We start from the raw sequence: 18,249 nt of genomic DNA, 5'->3' as shown, positions 1-18,249 counted from the left end.
GCAGCTCCCGGAGCATCCTGCCCCTTTATCCTTAGGGCGACCCTAGAAGAAGTCGCTCTGAATGAAACCGAATTCCATCAGTTCTGCGTCTTTGACCGGGTTGAAGGTATCCAGCTTGTTCTTTGCGGTCAGCGGGTTGGGCGGGTCGAGCAAGGCGTTGGCCTTGTCGTAGCCGGGGCCGACGATGGCGAAGACGATACCGTTCCAGCCTTTGACAAAGTCTTCGTGGGAGTAGCGTTTATGGCCGAGGACGGGGTCGCCGATATAGACCCAGTCTTTCTGCGCCCGCTGCATGACCACGAAGTGCTTGTAACCACGAATGTCCATCAGTACCACCACCGGAATGGAAACCGCCTGCAGTTTGTCGGGAGGTATCCGGTAGCCCCGGGCGCGCATGCCGATGCTTTCCAGGTAGCGCTTCATGTCCAGCATGGAGAAACCCTGGGTACGCACAAGGTCCTGGTCAGCGGTGGCCAGCATGCCTTTGATGACGTGCTCCTCATCGACATCGAGCCAGTAGGCCTGGCGCAGTACCGTCGCCAGCGCGGCGGCGCCGCAGCTGAAGTCGGTTTTCTGCTCGACCAGGTCGGCGAATTTGCGCTCCCGGACGCTTTGCACCTGCTTGTACACCAGGTTTCCGCCAGGCAGCACGGCCACCGGCATCTGTGCGGCCTGAGCCAGGCCCGTCAGACAAAGCAAAAGAGAGAAGGTCGCCATTCGCATGATCGCTACGCCTTGTGGGACTGTGGAAAAGCCCCGTTTCCGGGGCTTTCGTCACTCTCGTGATTACAGGCAGGCTCTGCAGCCGGCAGCGATGGACAGCGAGTTGCTTTGTTGGTTGCCGACACCCGCCGAGACGTTGGCGCCGCCGTTGCCGGAGAAGCCGTTCATCGAGCCAGACATCGACGCGTTGTTGATCACAGGGTTTTTCCAGCCGTCTTTGGTCAGCACTTGCTTCGTCCAGACGCCGGAAAGTTCGATCGTCCCTTGTTCCTTGAAGGTGAACTTCTGATTGCCATTATCGTGGTCGCCACCGCCACTACGATCACCGTAGCCATGATGACCGCCGCCATGGTGATCGTCGTCGCCCTGGATCTTGCCGTAGCCGGTGCCTTTGTAGGTGCCAGAGGCATTGAACTCGCCGCTGAGGGTGTCTTTTTTGTAGGTACGCACACCCTTGTTGTCCACGTCCAGGCCAGTGGAAGTCTGGTCGGCCGAAGCCGACGCGGTCGCTACGCGTCCGCCGGATACGGCGATTGCCAGGTTGTTTTTCTGTTGGTTGAAGTTGCCGGCGGTGACGTTGATGCCGATGTTGCCGGAGCCGCTGTTGCCTGCATTGTCGAGTGTTGCGCTGTTTTGCGTGGACCAGTTTTTTACCGTGTTGTTGGTGTTGGTCTGGGTCGCGCTGGAAGTGGCTACCGCGCTGCCGAAGATGAAGCTTTCATCGGCGGTGGCCAGGGCGACGGCGTTGTCTTGTTGGTTGCCGTCGCCGGCAGCCACGTTGGCGCCCATGTTGCCGTTGGAGTTGTTCATCGAGTTGCTGGCGTCGGCGTTGTTATTGGTGCCGCGGTTGCTGACGCTGTTGCCCGAGCTGAACTGCTCGTCGGTTACGCTGGCCACCGCACCGGCGGTGAGTTGCAGCTTGGTGTTGAGGTCTTGGCCGCCGTGACCGCCGTGGTGACCGCCATGGCCACCGTGACCACCGTGACCTCCGTGGTTGTTGTCATTACCGCCTGCCTGTGCGGCGATTGCCATGACCGCGGCGAGGGCAAAAACCAGTGGCTTGAGAGCCATTGTAGGTTTCATGGTGTTTCTCCGTGCATATTTAGTTGGTTAAGTGTTGGTACCTTCCAATCGCACTGCTGCGGGTCAGTCAGCGACCCGTATGCTCAGGGTGTTAGCCATTCGGTTCCCCACCCCGGCACTCTGGTTCACCTGAATCACTCCCCGGCTGCCGGTGAAGGCCTGGTCGCTGGTAAGGACCTGGCGGCTGCCTTTGGAAGCGTCAGTTGCTCCCGAGCCTGGTAACAGCGCCACGTTCTGCTGGGACAGGACGCTGTCGTCGATGCTTTGCGGCTGGGCACTGATGCTCACTCGCATTGCGTTGACCATCTGGTTGTTGGCCCCGGCCCCCTGGTTCACGCCCAGGACCCCGTTGCCGTTGCTGAAAGCGTTGCCGCCGATGCTGCTGGTGGCGTCGATCGCGCTGTTGGCCGGGGTGCCGAGCTTCTGCCGGACCACGGTGGTGGCCTGGGCGTCGGTGCCGATGGCGATGGCGCGTGTGTTGGTCTGTTGCTGCTGGTCGCCGGCGGCCTGGTTGACGTTGAAGTTGCCGTTGTAGCGGGCGCCGGAGTTGTGAAGGGTGGCGGTGTCCACCGCCTGGATGCCTGGATCGGCCATCACCGAAGCGCAGCCGAACAATGCAAGCCATACGAGGGTACGGGTCATCTCATTGGCCTCCGGCCAGTCTGCCCAAAGGAGCCAGGCCAGAATTCAGGGAGCGGTTGATGGTGCCGGAGATGGCGCCGCCGCTGCCGCCGCCGTGGCCGGCGCTCATGCCGGCCATGCCGTTGGGATTGGTGACGGTGTTCAGCCCCTGCAGGTTGACGCCGTTGGGCATGACGCTGCTGCTGATCGTGGAACCGCTGCTGACCCCGGCAAAATCGCCGTCGCTCAATTCGGTGTTGCTGGTCATCTGTTTGACCCGGGCCGATGGGTTGGCATTGACGGTGGTCGGGTAGGGATCAGGACGCAGCGGAGGGCGGCCGACGGTATGAGGTTGGACGTCGCGGTCGAGAACGATCCGGCCGTCCCTGATGTCGCCGGCAGCCTGGACCGGGAGGCTGAGCAGCGAGCTGATGGCACAGCCGATCAGCAGCAGGCGAGTCAGAGCTGAATTGAGATTCTCCACGGCAGCATTCCCTTCTTTTGTCGCTGGCCCTAGCCGGCGTTGCGAGGGAGAGAGCAGAAGCCGTGCCGCTTTTCGATTGTTTCAGCAATTCAACAGGTTATGAGTATTCGAGGCATTGGCCGCAGCACCGCCGTTTCAGCGATGAGACAGCGACAGCCTCCAACAGGCCGGTATCGTCGGGGCGGCGCTCTGGATCCAAGGCTTGCGAGGGGGTGTGTCACAGGGTTAACAGTTGCCTGACGGACGGTGAAAAGCCTTTTGATTCAGCGCTTTTACACAATGGCGAGTGTTTCAGGAGTGGACAGTTTTTCCGCCAGCGGTGGAGAGAAAACGGCGAATTGAGCAGAGGGCTCGACTAACCCTGAAGCAGGCGCTCGACCCGTTCGAATGCCCGCTGCCGACGGGCTTCCCAGTCGCCGCGAATCACTTCGAAGGGCTGCTGGTGTCGCACCAGCCAATCACCGGTGGCCTTGAAGAAGGCCAGGCGCTCGCTCAGTTGGGGTTGGCAGCGCTGGCCGTCGTCGCTCCAGCCGACATCTTCCGGCGAGAGGAGCAGGTGCAGATCATAGCGGCGAGCCAGCAACTCGGGTTCCAGCCAGTCCGGGCAGGCGCCGAACAGGGTCTGGCTCCAGAGCATATTGCTCAGCAGGTGAGTGTCGAGAATCAGCAGCGGCGGGTGTTGCGTCCGGGCCTGGTCTTCCCAGGCCAACTGGCCGCGGGCAATCTCCGGGATATCCGCCAGGCAGGTGTCGCGCCGGTGCTGCTCGATGAAATGGCGGACGTACTCGCCCACCTGGATGCCGCCGAAGCGCGCCTGCAAGTGGCCGCTGAGCCAGCTTTTGCCGCTGGACTCGGGGCCGGTCAGCACCAGGACCTTCATGCCGGGCGCAACGCCGGGTCGGCCCGCCAGGCGCGCCAGCCCTGCACGGCGAGCAGGGTGAACAGCCCGTAGAGTGCCGCTGTCAGGTACAGATCCTTGTAGATGAACAGGCCGACAAAAATCACGTCGACGGCAATCCACAGCGGCCAGCATTGCACGCGCTTCTGCGCCATCCACCATTGCGCCACCAGGCTGAAGCCGGTCAGCGCGGCGTCCAGCCAGGGTTGCGCGGCATCGGTCCAATGGGCCATGGCGGCCCCCAGCAGCAGGCTGCCGACAGCCCCGAGGCTCAGGCCCAACAGCATCGAGCGGGGCGCCAGCAGGCTGACCGGACGCCCCTGATGGCTGGCGCCGCCGCGGGTCCATTGCCACCAGCCATAGAGTTGCAGGGCGGCGTAGACCACTTGCAGCAGCATGTCCGAATACAGCTTCACCTCGAAGAAGATCCAGCTGTACAGCAGCACCATGACCAGGCCGATCGGCCAGCACCAGGGGTTCTGTCTGACTGTCAGCCAGACGGCGATCACGCCGAGTGCAGCGGCGAACAGTTCAAGCCCGGACATGAAAACTACCTGGAAGCAAAGGAGGGTGCGGATTGTAACCAGAAGCGGCCTTGCATGTTAGTGAAGGCCGGCAACCGTGGCGAGGCGAACCCCGCCAACGGACAGTCTCAGACCCGGAACTGGCGCAACAGGCCGTTGAGCTGCTCGCTCAATTCCTTGAGGTGCAGGCTGGCGGCACTGGACTGCTCGGCCGCGAGGGCCGTGCTGTGGGACAGGCCGGCGGCCTGGGTCACGTTCTGGTTGATGTCTTCGACCACATGGGCCTGTTGCAGGGTGGCGCTGGCGATGGAGGCATTCAGCCCGTTGAGGTTGCGCAGAGCCTGACCGATGGCGTTCAGGCTTTCCCCGGCCAGCCCGGCCTGCTCGATGGTCTGCTGCGAAGCCCGGCTGCTGTCGCCGATGACTCTCACCGCGGCTTCCGAGTGCCCTTGCAGGCGCTCGATCATCGACTGGATCTCGGCGGTGGATTTCTGCGTCCGCTGGGCCAGCAGGCGCACCTCATCGGCCACCACAGCGAACCCACGGCCCTGTTCGCCGGCCCGCGCGGCTTCGATCGCTGCGTTGAGCGCCAGCAGGTTGGTCTGCTCGGCGATCGAGTGGATCACCTCCAGCACGCTGCCGATCTGGGTGCTTTCCTGGGCCAGGGTGCGAATCACCTCCACCGCCTGGTCGATGGTGGCCGAGAGCCAGTCGATCTGTTGCAGGCTGCCGTCGATATTGACCTGGCCCTGCTGGGCCTGGGCCTCGGCGGCGCGCATCTCGCTGGCGGCGTGCTCGGCATTCTTCGCCACGTCCTGTACGCCGTAGGTCACCTGGTTGATGGCGGTGGCCACCAGTTCCATCTGCTGCGACTGCTGCTGGCTGCGTTCCTGGGCCTGGCTGGCATTGGCACCCAGGTCGGTGGAGGATTGCGCCAGGGCGCTGGCCGACACCTGCAGCTGGCTGACGACAAGACGCAGCTTGGCGGTGAAACCGTTGAAGTGACGGGCCAGTTCGGTTACCTCGTCCTGGCCATGGGTGTCGAGGGTGCGGGTCAGGTCGCTTTCGCCGCTGGCGATGTTGGCCATGGCGTGCACGGTTTCCTGCAACGGGCGGACGATGCTGCGAGCGATCAGCAACACCAGCAGGGCCATGAGCAGGGCAATGGCGATGCCGACGACCGAGGCTTTCACCACCTGGCTGCGGAACTCGGCTTGCACGTCATCGATGTACACCCCCGAACCGATGATCCAGCCCCAGGGCTGGAACAGCTGGACATAGGAGGTCTTTTGCACCGGCTCGCTGGCGCCCGGTTTCGGCCAGCGATAGTTGACCATGCCGGCGCCCTTGGCCTTGGCGATGGCCACCATTTCGTTGAACACGGCAAAGCCGTCCGGGTCGCGGATCGCCGCGAGGTTCTGGCCGTCGAGCTTGGGGTTGGTCGGGTGCATGACCATGACCGGGGTCAGGTCGTTGATCCAGAAGTAGTCGCTCTGGTCGTAGCGCAGCCCGCGGATGACGCTCAGCGCCTGCTTCTGCGCCGTCGCGCGATCGAGGCTGCCGGCACTTTCCAGGCCCTGGAAATGGGCCAGCACGCCGTTGGCAGTCTGCACCACATGCTGGGTCTTCTGGGCCTTGGCCTGGTACAGGTCGTCGCGGATCTGCTTGAGCATCAGCATGCCCAGGGTCAGCAGCATCAGTACCGCCACAATCAGGATCAGCCACAGCCGGCGGCTGATCGACATTCTGCGTAAGCTGTTCATGAATCTGTCACTCCCGATTGTTGTTCTTGTAATGGAAACACCCTGTACATCCGTCATGCGCTCCTTGCAGTCAGGTCCATCGGATTCTCGCAACGCGACAGTCTTTATCGCATCTGTCTGCTAGGATTTCGGCCTCATCGCGAAAAACCTGAATCCGGCTGATTTTTCACGGAATTTTCAGGGGCGATGATGATCCTATTGCGGCTGTGAAGTCGCGACGCACGTGTCAGTGAACATTGAAGAAAAACTAAAAGGCATGCCACGGCATGACCTTCGGGGGATTGATGGAGCTTTGGACCGCCGTACAGGCATTGATTTTGGGGATTGTGGAAGGGCTGACAGAGTTTCTGCCCATCAGCAGTACCGGCCACCAGATTATCGTGGCGGACTTGCTCAACTTCGGTGGCGAGCGCGCCATGGCGTTCAACATCATCATTCAGCTGGGGGCCATTCTCGCGGTGGTCTGGGAGTTTCGCCGCAAGATCCTCGGCGTGGTCACCGGCCTGCCGACCCAGCGCAACGCGCAGCGATTCACCATCAACCTGCTGATCGCCTTCCTGCCCGCCGTGGTGCTGGGGGTGATCTTCGCCGACCTGATCCATGAATACCTGTTCAACCCGATCACCGTCGCCACGGCGCTGGTGGTGGGTGGCCTGGTCATGCTCTGGGCCGAGCGCCGGCAGCATGAAATACATGCCAACAGCGTGGACGAAATCAGCTGGAAAGATGCCTTGAAGGTCGGTTTCGCCCAGTGCCTGGCGATGATTCCAGGCACCTCGCGCTCGGGCTCCACGATTATCGGCGGCCTGTTGTTCGGCCTGTCGCGCAAGACCGCCACCGAGTTCTCGTTCTTCCTGGCCATGCCGACCATGGTCGGTGCCGCGGTCTACTCAGGCTACAAGTACCGCAACCTGTTCCAGCCGGATGACCTGCCGGTGTTCGCCGTCGGCTTCATCACCTCGTTCATCTTCGCGATGATCGCGGTCAGGGGCCTGCTCAAGTTCATCGCCAACCACAGCTACGCGGCGTTTGCCTGGTATCGCATTGCCTTCGGCCTGGTGATCCTCGCCACCTGGCAGTTCGGCTGGGTCGACTGGACCGCGGTACATTCCTGATGAACGCACGCAACCAGAACCGCCCCGGCGAAGTCGCCGGGGCACGGATCCAGCAGCCACGGCTCAAGGCGGTGGTTTTCCTGCTGCTCTGCGCCTTGCCCCTGTGCGGCTCGCTGCTATTGGGCGTGAAGGGGATTTCCTGGGTACCGCTGGCGGCCTACGGCGCGGTCAGCGTGCTGACGTTCTTCCTTTACTGGAGCGACAAGCGCAAGGCCCGTAGCGACAGCTGGCGGACCCCGGAAAACGTCCTGCACGCCGTGGAGCTGGCCGGTGGCTGGCCAGGCGCCTTGCTGGCGCAGCAGGCCTTTCGCCACAAGACCCGCAAGCTGTCCTATCAACTGGTGTTCTGGCTGATCGTGCTGCTGCACCAGGTGTTCTGGATCGACCGGCTGTTTCTCGAAGGCAGCCTGTTCTCGCTGTTCTAAAGCAACAAGCCAACCTGTACCCGCTTGGGCAGCTTGCTCACCACCAGCTGGTGCGAACGCTGCAGCAAGTCCCGCAGCTCACCGGCGCCCAGTGGGTAGGGCGTCTGCATGATAATCCAGTGCGCCCGGGCCAGGTACGGCGCCGGCGCGATGCCGGGACGGTCGACATGGCCGAGGAACAGTTCCTTGTCCACCTTGAACGCCAGTGACTCGCCCCGCAGGTTCTGCAGGGCGAACATCTTGTTGCCGGCCACGGAAAACACTCGTACACCGCCCCATTTGTAGTCTTCGCGCGCACCCGGCAAGTCCAGGCAGAATTGCGCCACATCCGCTTCAGTCATGGTTTTTCCTTTTATCGCGGCCGTCATAGCATTCGGTCTCCGCAGCCTTTGAACGCTTCGCTGACATGCTCGATCCACGCCCTTACCGCTGGCAATACACCGCGCCGGTGAGGGTAGACCGCCTGTAGCCAACCGCCAGGCAGCGACCATTCAGGCAGCAGTTGCACCAGTTGCCCGGTCTGCAGTTCTTCCTCGCAATACATCATCGGCAGGATGGTACAGCCAAGGCCGGCGAGGGCGCAGGAGCGGCGCACCAGAAAATCGTCGATGCCCAGGCGCGCCTCCAGGACCAGGTCGCATTTCTCGCCCCGGGCATCGAGCATGCGCAAATGCACCATGCGGTCGGCCTCCAGGGCACCCAGCACCGGCACCTTGTGCAGGTCTTCGGGACTGTGGATCGGCCATTCCCGGGCGAACCCCGGGCTGGCGACCATCACGGTCTGTGCCTGGCGCAGGCGCCGGGTCACCAGCAAGGGGTCTTCGTCGCCATGCTCGCGAACCCGCAGCGCCACGTCGATGCCTTCGGCGACCACGTCGACCCGGCGGTTGAGCAATTGCATGTCCAGCTGGACCTGGGGATATTGCTCGAGGAAGGAGCTGATGACGGTCGGCAACATATGGTGGGCCAGGCCGACCGGGCAGGACACCCGCAGGCGCCCGCGAGGTTCGCTGGACATGCTGGCCACGGCCTCGTCGGCCATTTCCGCTTCCAGCAGCATGGCCTGGCAGTGGCGCAAGTAACGTTCGCCGACCGCGGTCAGCTTCAATTGGCGGGTGGTGCGTTGCAGCAACCGGGTGTGCAGTCGCTCTTCCAGCTCGGCGATACGCCGCGACAAACGGGATTTGGGCACCCCCAGTAAACGCCCGGCGGCGGCGAAACCACCGGCTTCCACCACCTTGGCGAAATAATAAAGATCGTTGAGGTCTTGCATAGAATGGCTCGACTGTCCTGCTGATGGGACAAACTATCGCATTTATGTCGGCTAATCAGCTATTGGTTTCATCTGTAGGATTGTCCTCAATTGATCGCCCGGTGGCGATCCTCACTTGGAGAATCCCAGATGAAACTGCTGCATATCGATTCGAGCATCCTTGGTGACAACTCGGCTTCCCGTCAGTTGAGCGAAAGCGTGGTCAAGGCCTGGAAAAACGCCGACGCCAGCGTTGAGGTGACCTACCGCGACCTGGCCGCCGATGCCATCAGTCACTTCAGCTCCGCCACCCTGGTGGCCGCCGGTACCCCGGCCGAAGTGCGCAACGCCGCCCAGCAGCACGAAGCCGAGCTGAGCGCTTCGACCCTCGCCGAATTCCAGGCCGCCGACGCGGTGGTGATCGCCGCGCCTATGTACAACTTCACCATCCCGACCCAGCTCAAGGCCTGGATCGACCGCATCGCCGTGGCCGGCCAGACCTTCCGCTACACCGAAGCCGGCCCTGAAGGCCTGTGCGGTGGCAAGAAAGTCGTGGTGGTCTCCACCTCCGGCGGCCTGCATGCCGGCCAAGCCACTGGCGTGGCTCACGAGGACTACCTGAAAGTGCTGTTCGGTTTCCTCGGCATCACCGACATCGAATTCGTCCGCGCCCACGGCCTGGCTTATGGCGACGAAGTCCGCACCAAGGCCTTGAACGACGCCCAGGCGCAAATCAGCGAGCAACTGTTCGCTGCCGCGTAAGGCTTGTGTAAAAGTCGCTTACGCCCCAGGCAACGCCCTTTAAACTCTGTATTCTGATGCCCTCCAGGCAGCGGGATACGGAGTTTTTCGTGTTCGTGCTTTTTTCGTTCTGGCCCGGGTTATGCAAATTGCAGCGCATACAACGGTGTGATCCGGCCGACAGCCCAGGCATCAGGCCAGCGAAACCCTGGCCACTGGAGCAATGAACCGGCGTTTTCATCAGGTAGGGAAGGTGGTGCATCCATGATGCGTCTTTGGGCAATGTCACTGATCTGCCTGCTTGGCGGCCCGATTATCGTGCACGCCGCGCCTGCGCCCCATCCGCACTGGAGCGTCGGTTTCCACGAGATGAGTTTTCTCGACCCGCTGGACCAGCAGCCGATGCGGGCCATTGCCTTCTATCCCTCCACCGGCATCGAGCACAGCAGCCAGGTCGAGGGTTATCAGATTGCCGCCTCCCGGGATTCGAAGATCGCCATCGGCCGTTTCCCGCTGTTGATGCTGTCCCACGGCAACACCGGCACGCCGCTGGCCCTGCACGACCTGGCCACCTCGCTGGCGCGCAAGGGCTTCGTGGTAGTGGCGGTGATTCATCCGGGTGACAACTACAAGGATCACAGCCGGCTGGGCACCCTGAGCAACCTCTATGGCCGGCCGATCCAGATTTCCGAAGCCATTACCGCGACCCTGGCCGACCCGATGCTGTCGCCTTTCGTCAATGCCGGGCAGGTCGGGGTTATCGGTTATTCGGCCGGCGGCGAAACCGCGCTGATCCTGTCCGGGGCGACCCCCGAACTGGACCGCTTGCGCCGCTATTGCCAGGAGCGCCCAGACGATCACGATGCCTGCAATACCCAGGGCGAGCTGATCGTCGATCGCGATGACTTGCAACCGGTCGCCGACCCGCGGGTCCAGGCCTTGCTGCTGATGGCGCCGCTGAGCCTCAAGTTCGGGCGGCAAACCCTGTCGGGTGTTCATGTGCCGGTACTGCTGTACAGCGGCGATGTCGACAAGCTGGTGGCCCTGGACAAGAACGCCGCGGCCCTGGCCCGCAAGCTGCCGGTGGCGCCGGACTTCAGGCTGTTGGCCGGGGCCGGGCACTTCGTGTTCATGGCGCCGTGCACCGAGGAGCAGTTGCTGAGCATGCCGGCCTTGTGCACCGACGCCGATGGCGTCGACCGCGCGGACATCCACCGCAATCTGATTGCCGAGGCTGGCCGCTTCTTTGCCCAGGCCCTGGGCAAGCCGAGTCGTGCCGGGATGCAGACCGCGGATCAGTGATTCAGGCGTCGGCCCGGCGCATGAGCAGCAGGGTCAGGCCCAGGGCGCTGAGCGACAGCAGCGCCGCGCAGAAGAAAATCCACGAATAACCCAGGTTCAACGCCACCGCGCCCATCAGCGGCCCGGCAATCGCCAACGCCAGGTCGAAAAACACCGCGTAGGCGCTCAGGCCTGCGCCGCGGCTGGTACTGGGCACCTGCTTGATCGCCTCCACGCCCAGCGCCGGGTATACCAGCGACAGGCCGAAGCCGGCGAGCCCGGCGCCGATCATGGCGTACGCGGTCGAGGGCGCCAGCCACAGCAGGATCAGGCCCAGGGTCTCGATGCTCATGCAGGCGATGGCCGCGCGATAGCCGCCAAAACGGCTGATGCTGGAGATGAACAGCAGGCGCGAGAGGATGAAGCAGACGCCGAATACCGTCAGGCAATAGGCCGCGCCGGTCCAGCCGCGGCTGAGGTAGAACAGGGTAATAAAGGTGGTCAGGGTGCCGTAGCCGATGGAGGCCAGGCTCAGGCCGGCGCCGTACGGCGCGATACGGCCGAACACCGTGCGAAATGACAGGCGCTCGCCACGGATCACCGGCACCGACGGCTTGTTGCGGATCAGCAGCAGGGCCAGGGCCGCCAGCAGCGACAGGGCCAGCCCCAGGCTTTCGAAGCCGTAGTCGGCGACCATCACCACCCCCAGCGGCGCGCCGATGGCAATCGCGCCATAGGAGGCGATGCCGTTCCAGGAAATCGAGCGCGCGGTGTGCTCGGCGCCGACCTGGCCCATGCACCAGCTGATGGTGCCGACGCCGATCAGGCCCTGGGCCATCCCCAGCAGCAAACGTCCGAGCAGCAGGATGCCCAGGCTGAGCAGCGGCAATGCCTGCAGCAGGGTGGACGCCAGGGTCAGCAGCCCGCTGAGGAAAATCCCCGCCAGGCCGTAGACGATCGCCCGTTTGGTGCCGAGGTTGTCCGACAGGCGCCCGGCCATGGGCCGGCTGAGGAGGGTGGCCAGGTACTGCGCGCCGATAGTCAGCCCGGCCACCACCGCGCTGAAGCCCAGCTCGCCATGGACGTAACCGGGCAATACCGCGATTGGCAGGCCAATGCAGAGAAACGCGATAAAGGTATAGAAGACGATGGAGACAATCTGCTGAGTGATCGCCATGGAACTGGGCACGGGCTTTTGTTGCGCAGACATGAGGGCTCGTTCGCGGGCGGGCGGTTGGAGGACTGCATCATGGCGCGGGCTGGAAATAAAAGGAAGCAGGCTAACGACTTCTTATGGCCGGCTATTTGTGGGGGCAGGGAGGACGCCATCGCGGGCGAGCCTCGCTCCTACAGAAATGCGTACGCACGCTTGCCCGCGATGCTTTTATAGCCGGACAAAAAAAGCCCCGTCACCAGGACGGGGCTTTCAGACGGGCAAGCAACGGGTGTTCCTTAGAACACCACGCCCTGGCTGCGCAGGTAGTCGTCGTAGGTGCCGCTGAAGTCGGTCACGCCGTTCGGGCTCAGCTCGATGATGCGAGTGGCCAGGGACGATACGAACTCACGGTCGTGGCTGACGAAGATCAGGGTGCCCGGGTAGTTTTCCAGCGCCAGGTTCAGCGCCTCGATGGATTCCATGTCCAGGTGGTTGGTCGGCTCGTCCATCACCAGTACGTTGGGCTTTTGCAGGATCAGCTTGCCGAACAGCATGCGGCCCTGCTCACCACCGGAGATGACCTTGACCGACTTGAGGATCTCGTCGTTGGAGAACAGCATGCGGCCCAGGGTGCCACGAATGATCTGCTCGCCCTGGGTCCATTGGCCCATCCAGTCGAACAGGCTGACGTCGTCTTCGAAGTCATGGGCGTGGTCCTGGGCGTAGTAGCCCAGCTCCGCGCTTTCGGTCCATTTCACCGAACCGGCGTCCGGGGTCAGCTCGCCCATCAGGGTGCGCAGCAGGGTGGTCTTGCCGATGCCGTTCGGGCCGATGATCGCCACGCGCTCGCCGGCTTCGACGGTGAAGCTGAAGTTCTTGAACAGGGTCTTGCCGTCGAAGCCCTTGGACATCTGCTCGATGGTCACGGCCTGGCGGTGCAGCTTCTTGGTCTGTTCGAAACGGATGAACGGGCTGACGCGGCTCGATGGCTTGACCTCGGCCAGCTGGATCTTGTCGATCTGCTTGGCGCGGGAGGTGGCCTGCTTGGCTTTCGAGGCGTTGGCCGAGAAGCGGCTGACGAAGGTCTGCAGCTCGGCGATCTGCGCTTTCTTCTTGGCGTTGTCCGACAGCAGCTGCTCGCGGGACTGGGTCGCCGCGGTCATGTACTCGTCGTAGTTGCCCGGGAACAGGCGCAGCTCACCGTAGTCCAGGTCGGCCATGTGGGTGCAGACGCTGTTGAGGAAGTGACGGTCGTGGGAAATGATGATCATGGTGCTGTTACGCGCCGTCAGAATCGTTTCCAGCCAGCGGATGGTGTTGATGTCCAAGTGGTTGGTCGGTTCGTCGAGCAGCAGCACTTCCGGATCGGAGAACAGCGCCTGGGCCAGCAGGACCCGTAGTTTCCAGCCCGGAGCGACTTCGGTCATCGGGCCGAAATGCTGTTCCAGGGGAATGCCCAGGCCCAGCAGCAGTTCACCGGCGCGGGATTCGGCGGTGTAGCCGTCCATCTCGGCGAAGTCGGTTTCCAGCTCGGCCACGGCCATGCCGTCTTCTTCGCTCATTTCCGGCAGCGAGTAGATGCGATCGCGCTCGGCCTTGACCTTCCACAGCTCTTCGTGACCCATGATCACGGTGTCGATCACGGTGAATTCTTCGTAGGCGAACTGGTCCTGGCGCAGTTTACCCAGGCGAACGTTCGGCTCCAGCATGACCTGGCCGCCGGACGGCTCGAGGTCGCCGCCGAGGATCTTCATGAAAGTCGATTTGCCGCAACCGTTGGCGCCGATCAGGCCATAGCGGTTGCCGCCGTTGAACTTGACCGAAACGTTCTCGAATAGCGGCTTGGCGCCGAACTGCATCGTGATGTTAGCTGTGGAAATCAATTACCTTACCTATCAATGGGTTAGAGCTGGTCGTTTTTGCCTGATACCGATTTGATACCAATCTGGAGCTTTTCCAGCTCCGCCCAGTCTGAGCTTGAGTTGAGCCAACGCGCATACGTCGTCAGCAACATTTGGACGCTGTGGCCAAGTTGCTGAGCGATGAAGGCGGGGTTCATGTTGGACATTAAGCATATTGTCGCATAAGTATGACGGCAGTTGTACGGTGGCCGATAAGACATCGCCAGTGCCTTCAGGGCTGGTCCCCACTGCTTATGCAGGTCGGACGTCTGTTTGATGTACTCGCTGTTCTTCGATGGCGGGAACACATAGGGCGTTTCCTTGATCCTGCCGACGCCTTTTTTGCGACGTTCCGCGTACTGGCGGGCGTACTCCAGCGCGTGCAGCGCCCGCTCATTGAGCAGCACATAGCGATCTTTGCCGGTCTTAGTGCGTTCTTCGACTACGGCCAGTGCCACAGTGCGGCGGACATGAACCTGGCGCTTCACCAGGTCCACAGCATCCCAGCGCAGTGCCGCGACCTCTGACAGCCGGAGCCCGGTGAAGAACGCAAACTCAAAGAACGCGGCGTAGATCCCGCTGGGCCAGTGAGTGGTCTGGTACATGTGGGCTATGATCCTGTTCGCCTCGTCTAGAGAGAAAGGGTTAATTTCCTTACGCGCCCGTTTGGGGCGGTCGATCATTTTGGCAGGGTTCTTCTTGATCAGCTCTTCAGTGACGGCCGATTCCAGGATGGTCGAGAGTTTGACCAAGGCGTTGCGGCGAACACCTGGCGACGTCCACTCCGTCGCCGCAATGACGCGGCGCAGGAGCGTGGTGGTGATCTGGTCGAGGCGGATCAGGGCCAGCGGCGGAATCCAATACAGGTTCAGCGCGCCCTTGTAATTGTTGCGCGTGCCGGAGGTGATGACTCGACCATCAAGCCATAACTGAGCGTACTCGTGAAACGTTGGAATGCCGTCCAGTAAAACAGTCGAGCGCGGGAACAGCTCAGCGTACTTGGTATCATCCAAGAGCTCGAGCTTGATCAGGCTGGTTACTTGATCGCGTAGTTGGGATGCAGCTTTAATGCCTTTCGGCGTCGCGGGGTAGGGGAGTGTTTCGCATCGTCGGACCCCGTTCCAAGTAAAACGAATCCGGAGGGATTTGCGGAAGATTTCCACTCCTCTGGGCAAATCCACTGTGCTTCTTGCCATTCTTCATACCTTCTTTTGCTGTACATAATGCGATGCCCTTGTCTGTTCCAGACCCCCTCGGGTATCTGTTTCCGTGCGCGCCGCGTTGCGAGAGCTCTAAACGAGATCCCCAAAATGTGGGCCATGACTTCTTCCGAGACCTTGTCAACGTCGGGATGAGGCATGAGTGCATCGGTTTGTATTGGGGGCATCATGTGGAGTGCTCCTGTGGTTGTCGTTGGCTGGTGGTGACAGCCATCAACGGTGTGGCTGCTACCTGGTGCTGGCCGTCCTGCTGTCGCTGCATGATTTCATCCGCCTTGTAGGCGCGGATGTCGATCAGAGAGGCGATGTGTCGGATGTGCGCGTACTTGAGTGCCTTGCGGCTGGTGTCCAGCGTGGTGATAGGAAGCTGGATGCGGCCGCTGTTGATCTCCGTCACGAATGACTGCTCGTTGAGGTTGCGAAAGTACTGCTCGCGTACCTTTTCCAGCGGGATCAGGACGTCACCGAAAATACGGTAGAGCAGTTCGACGGTGGCCGATTCGGGCGCCGGGTGCAGGCGAAGCGGGTTCTGTGCTGCGTTACTCATGGCCTTATTGAGCCTCCTTGCGATGTTTTCGTGCCGGGTGGTTCCACGCGTTCAGGCAGTGGCGTCTGGTCAGCTCGCGCAGATGTTCGGGCACTTCGAGGAGCGCGGCGTTGCGCTCCTCGCGTGTGCGCATGGCGATGATCTGGCGGGCGTATTCCCTAGGCCACGTCACGGCGGTCTGCCGGGATGGCAGGAAGATCGATGCCCAACTCGTCGGCCAGCCAGCGGATGCCTGGTTGTTTTACCCGGGTCGACTGGCTGTACTGCAGGCCGTACTTCTCGTCATACCAAGGACTGTCCTTGACCCGCAGATACTCTTTGTCGCGCTTGAGGTCGGCAGGCAAATTCCCCTTGAGCAGACCTTTCTCCCGCATGAGAGCGATCAGTTTGGGTCGGGTGAGGCCGAGTTGAGCGGCTGCTTGAGCGAGGGTGCGTTCCATGACGTCCTCCTCATGCCGCGTGCGCGGCAGGGGTGGCCGCTGCAGCGAGGTGGTTGATGGACTCGCTGACCTTGCCGTAGATCTCGACATCGGTTCCACACGCAGTGAAGCACCGTGTGCGTGGGCTCTTTTTGCCAATGCTGAGGATGGCGGTGACGCAGGTGAGCGTGTGCGGGCGATGCACAGCGACATGCAGAGGCACGTCAAAGCCCATGTCGAGGCTCAGCACGCCGCCGGTGCGGATCAGCTCGAATACGCGCTGCTTGTCCTGGACTTCAAAGCGGCCGTATTGGCGATCTGCGTGCGGGTGGGACACCACGTCGCTGGTGTTGCTCGGGTCGAGCGGACCGTTGGCAATCTCTTCGATGAAGTCGGCCAGCTTGAGGTGCATCTTTTTGTCGTTCTGCAGGGTTAGCGTGTGGCGTTCGCTGCCCAGTTCGATGACAAAAGTGCTCTGAGTCACGCCGCGCTCAGCCTTGAGACGGAATGCCAGGCACTCACGCTTGGGCGCTGTCCGAAGGACGTGGTTGAAGGTCTCGGTCAGGTTGACCTGAGCGTTGAGCAACTGCAGGGTGCGGTTGTCGATTTTGTACTTGATCATGCCGCATGCCCTCCACCGTTCGGATCGAGAGGAGAGGGCTGGCAAGTTTTGGCAACTAGCCTGGGCTTGCTGTTATGGATGACGACCAGGCAGCCCGTAGCGAGCTGCAGCTGTTCGATCAGTTTGCGATTGCTGACGCATGCCGGATGGACATGCAGGGTTGCGATGGTGCGCATAGGTACTGCCTCGCTCTGTGGTAAAGAGTGGGGCAAATATCAACCAGTGGTTAAATTAAGTCAACAACTGATGGGTGAAAAAGTGGTGTGTCGCATTCACTCTGGAGTGAATGCCCCCACAATTTTTCCGCAAATTTGCATTTCGTCTGTCATTTCAATGATGGGATATTGGGGATTGATAGGCTTCAAGTAATGCTTTCCAGCATCCTTCACAAACACCTTGAACGTAGCTTCATTGCTACTCGGTAGCGACGCAATCACTCGATCACCATTGTTCACAGCGAGATCCGGATCGACAAAGATTATGCAGCCCTCGGGGTAGCTACGGCCCGGGCCAGTATTTGTCATTGAGTCTCCTACCACTCGAAGCGCATATCCTGATCTGCTGATATTTACGGGGCAGGGCACCCACTGTTCTGCATGAAGAAGCTCGACGGTAGGAGCTATTTCGCACCAGGCGCCGGCTTGAACCCATGAAATCAGCGGGACTTTGTTCATGCTTGAGGTTACGGCAATTACGTTCTCGTCATGCACTGCTTGCTGATGGCCTGCTTCATGGGGAAAGACAGGCATGACTCCATGCTCCAGCCATTCTCTCCGCACACCTAGCCAGGCGGATAGGGCGGTCAAACTATCAATTTCAGGAATAGCCGCACCATTGAGCCATTTACTAACGGCTTGGGGGGTCTTAACGACTCCCTTGGAGCTGAGCTGTTTAATGATGTCAGCCCCTCGGCCACGCTGGCGAATGCCATTGGCGTCGAGTGCGGCATGAAGCCGCTCGGCGAACATGTATCTTTCGGATTCTTTATCAATCATAGGTTGATAGTCACATAATCATTGCTAATCTGTCAGTTGAACATTATTATCAACCGACAGTTGAAAGGAGGCGGTCATGCTAGACCCACAAAGTTTCCCTAATGCTATTGCCTTCGCTTTTGAGGCGGTTGGCGGTATCGGCGCCGCAGCACGTGTGTGTGGACGGAGTTACCAAGCTCTCAATAAGTGGAGGCTAGCAGCATCGTTACCGCGCACCGATTACACAGGTGAAACTGAGTACGCGAAGTTGCTTGCTGCAGCTGCGCAGGAAAAAGGCAATCCATTCGACGCCTGCTGGTTGCTTGGAAAATCCGCTCCCCAGAAGGCGGCATAGAAAAAAGGCGACCCAAGGGTCGCCCAGTTTCTCCCGATAGCATCACCACAATGCTGTCGGGGCGCGATGTCAGTAGGTGCGCACACCACATGCCGCCGAATTTCATCGCGTTTCCAAGGCTCGGAAGCCTTGGTGTTGCTGCCGT

Annotated in this window: 21 protein-coding genes; 5 read left to right on the top strand and 16 right to left on the bottom strand. The window is 61.3% G+C overall.

Annotation, left to right across the window (positions count from 1 at the left end; all coding sequences use genetic code 11):
- Positions 1 to 42: 42 nt before the first annotated feature.
- The 7 genes from fapD to H0I86_RS17660 all read right to left on the bottom strand — a co-directional run bounded on the left by fapD (position 43) and on the right by H0I86_RS17660 (position 6,096).
- Positions 43 to 723, bottom strand: a complete 681-nt coding sequence (fapD, locus tag H0I86_RS17690; protein ID WP_062825807.1) for a fibril amyloid maturation endopeptidase FapD — start codon at positions 721 to 723, stop codon at positions 43 to 45.
- A gap of 63 nt (positions 724 to 786) precedes the next feature.
- Positions 787 to 1,806 carry an amyloid-like fimbrin subunit FapC gene (gene fapC, locus H0I86_RS17685; protein WP_180921482.1) on the bottom strand — a complete coding sequence of 340 codons (1,020 nt, stop codon included), beginning with the start codon at positions 1,804 to 1,806 and terminating at the stop codon, positions 787 to 789.
- A gap of 63 nt (positions 1,807 to 1,869) precedes the next feature.
- Entirely contained in the window at positions 1,870 to 2,448 is a 579-nt protein-coding gene (gene fapB, locus H0I86_RS17680) for a fibril amyloid subunit FapB (RefSeq protein WP_180921481.1), read from the bottom strand.
- A 1-nt stretch (position 2,449) separates the two neighbouring features.
- Complete coding sequence (gene fapA, locus H0I86_RS17675; protein WP_180921480.1) at positions 2,450 to 2,911, bottom strand: functional amyloid chaperone FapA; 462 nt, start codon at positions 2,909 to 2,911, stop codon at positions 2,450 to 2,452.
- Between the two features lie 355 nt (positions 2,912 to 3,266).
- Entirely contained in the window at positions 3,267 to 3,791 is a 525-nt protein-coding gene (locus tag H0I86_RS17670) for an AAA family ATPase (protein WP_180921479.1), read from the bottom strand.
- Complete coding sequence (gene pnuC / locus H0I86_RS17665; RefSeq protein WP_038579217.1) at positions 3,788 to 4,354, bottom strand: nicotinamide riboside transporter PnuC; 567 nt, start codon at positions 4,352 to 4,354, stop codon at positions 3,788 to 3,790. The genes H0I86_RS17670 and pnuC overlap by 4 nt, the downstream gene beginning before the upstream one ends.
- 107 nt (positions 4,355 to 4,461) lie before the next feature.
- Positions 4,462 to 6,096, bottom strand: a complete 1,635-nt coding sequence (locus tag H0I86_RS17660) for a methyl-accepting chemotaxis protein (protein ID WP_180921478.1) — start codon at positions 6,094 to 6,096, stop codon at positions 4,462 to 4,464.
- Between the two features lie 284 nt (positions 6,097 to 6,380).
- On the opposite strand from H0I86_RS17660, the gene H0I86_RS17655 reads away from it, so the two are divergent.
- On the top strand, positions 6,381 to 7,211 hold the full coding sequence (locus H0I86_RS17655; RefSeq protein WP_180925866.1) for an undecaprenyl-diphosphate phosphatase: 831 nt from the start codon (positions 6,381 to 6,383) through the stop codon (positions 7,209 to 7,211).
- Positions 7,211 to 7,636 (top strand): DUF1294 domain-containing protein, encoded by a 426-nt coding sequence (locus H0I86_RS17650; RefSeq protein ID WP_180921477.1) that lies wholly within the window; start codon positions 7,211 to 7,213, stop codon positions 7,634 to 7,636. Before H0I86_RS17655 ends, H0I86_RS17650 begins: the two co-directional genes overlap by 1 nt.
- Here H0I86_RS17650 and H0I86_RS17645 read toward each other — a convergent pair.
- Positions 7,633 to 7,977, bottom strand: coding sequence for an MmcQ/YjbR family DNA-binding protein (locus H0I86_RS17645; RefSeq protein ID WP_025809028.1), 345 nt, complete (start codon positions 7,975 to 7,977; stop codon positions 7,633 to 7,635). The two genes, H0I86_RS17650 and H0I86_RS17645, sit on opposite strands and share 4 nt — an antisense overlap.
- Positions 7,978 to 8,000: 23 nt before the next feature.
- Positions 8,001 to 8,909, bottom strand: coding sequence for a LysR substrate-binding domain-containing protein (locus H0I86_RS17640; protein WP_180921476.1), 909 nt, complete (start codon positions 8,907 to 8,909; stop codon positions 8,001 to 8,003).
- 129 nt (positions 8,910 to 9,038) lie between these two features.
- Here H0I86_RS17640 and H0I86_RS17635 point away from each other — a divergent pair, with 129 nt between their 5' ends.
- Positions 9,039 to 9,650 (top strand): FMN-dependent NADH-azoreductase, encoded by a 612-nt coding sequence (locus H0I86_RS17635; protein ID WP_009048898.1) that lies wholly within the window; start codon positions 9,039 to 9,041, stop codon positions 9,648 to 9,650.
- 243 nt (positions 9,651 to 9,893) lie between these two features.
- On the top strand, positions 9,894 to 10,931 hold the full coding sequence (locus H0I86_RS17630; protein ID WP_180921475.1) for an alpha/beta hydrolase family protein: 1,038 nt from the start codon (positions 9,894 to 9,896) through the stop codon (positions 10,929 to 10,931).
- A 1-nt stretch (position 10,932) separates the two neighbouring features.
- Here H0I86_RS17630 and H0I86_RS17625 read toward each other — a convergent pair whose 3' ends face one another.
- The 7 genes from H0I86_RS17625 to H0I86_RS17595 all read right to left on the bottom strand — a co-directional run bounded on the left by H0I86_RS17625 (position 10,933) and on the right by H0I86_RS17595 (position 17,770).
- Positions 10,933 to 12,120, bottom strand: a complete 1,188-nt coding sequence (locus H0I86_RS17625) for an MFS transporter (RefSeq protein WP_180921474.1) — start codon at positions 12,118 to 12,120, stop codon at positions 10,933 to 10,935.
- Positions 12,121 to 12,362: 242 nt separating this feature from the next.
- Entirely contained in the window at positions 12,363 to 13,949 is a 1,587-nt protein-coding gene (locus tag H0I86_RS17620) for an ABC-F family ATPase (RefSeq protein WP_009043780.1), read from the bottom strand.
- Between the two features lie 20 nt (positions 13,950 to 13,969).
- Positions 13,970 to 15,163 carry a tyrosine-type recombinase/integrase gene (locus H0I86_RS17615; RefSeq protein ID WP_180921473.1) on the bottom strand — a complete coding sequence of 398 codons (1,194 nt, stop codon included), beginning with the start codon at positions 15,161 to 15,163 and terminating at the stop codon, positions 13,970 to 13,972.
- Positions 15,164 to 15,353: 190 nt separating this feature from the next.
- A complete protein-coding gene (locus H0I86_RS17610) occupies positions 15,354 to 15,734 on the bottom strand; it encodes a pyocin activator PrtN family protein (RefSeq protein WP_180921472.1) in 381 nt (126 codons plus the stop codon).
- A gap of 158 nt (positions 15,735 to 15,892) precedes the next feature.
- Entirely contained in the window at positions 15,893 to 16,174 is a 282-nt protein-coding gene (locus H0I86_RS17605) for a phage antirepressor KilAC domain-containing protein (RefSeq protein WP_180921471.1), read from the bottom strand.
- 10 nt (positions 16,175 to 16,184) lie between these two features.
- Entirely contained in the window at positions 16,185 to 16,775 is a 591-nt protein-coding gene (locus tag H0I86_RS17600; RefSeq protein WP_180921470.1) for a hypothetical protein, read from the bottom strand.
- Between the two features lie 272 nt (positions 16,776 to 17,047).
- The gene (locus H0I86_RS17595) at positions 17,048 to 17,770 is read right to left on the bottom strand and encodes a LexA family protein (protein WP_180921469.1); all 723 of its coding nucleotides are present in this window, start codon (positions 17,768 to 17,770) and stop codon (positions 17,048 to 17,050) included.
- A 76-nt stretch (positions 17,771 to 17,846) separates the two neighbouring features.
- Between H0I86_RS17595 and H0I86_RS17590 the strand changes: the two genes are divergently transcribed.
- The gene (locus tag H0I86_RS17590) at positions 17,847 to 18,104 is read left to right on the top strand and encodes a hypothetical protein (protein WP_086946419.1); all 258 of its coding nucleotides are present in this window, start codon (positions 17,847 to 17,849) and stop codon (positions 18,102 to 18,104) included.
- The last annotated feature ends 145 nt before the right edge of the window (positions 18,105 to 18,249 follow it).

This window comes from Pseudomonas chlororaphis subsp. aurantiaca, assembly GCF_013466605.1.
Taxonomy (GTDB): domain Bacteria; phylum Pseudomonadota; class Gammaproteobacteria; order Pseudomonadales; family Pseudomonadaceae; genus Aquipseudomonas; species Aquipseudomonas chlororaphis_I.
Note: the sequence above shows the minus strand (reverse complement) of the source record. Positions and strands in the feature narration are given on the sequence as shown.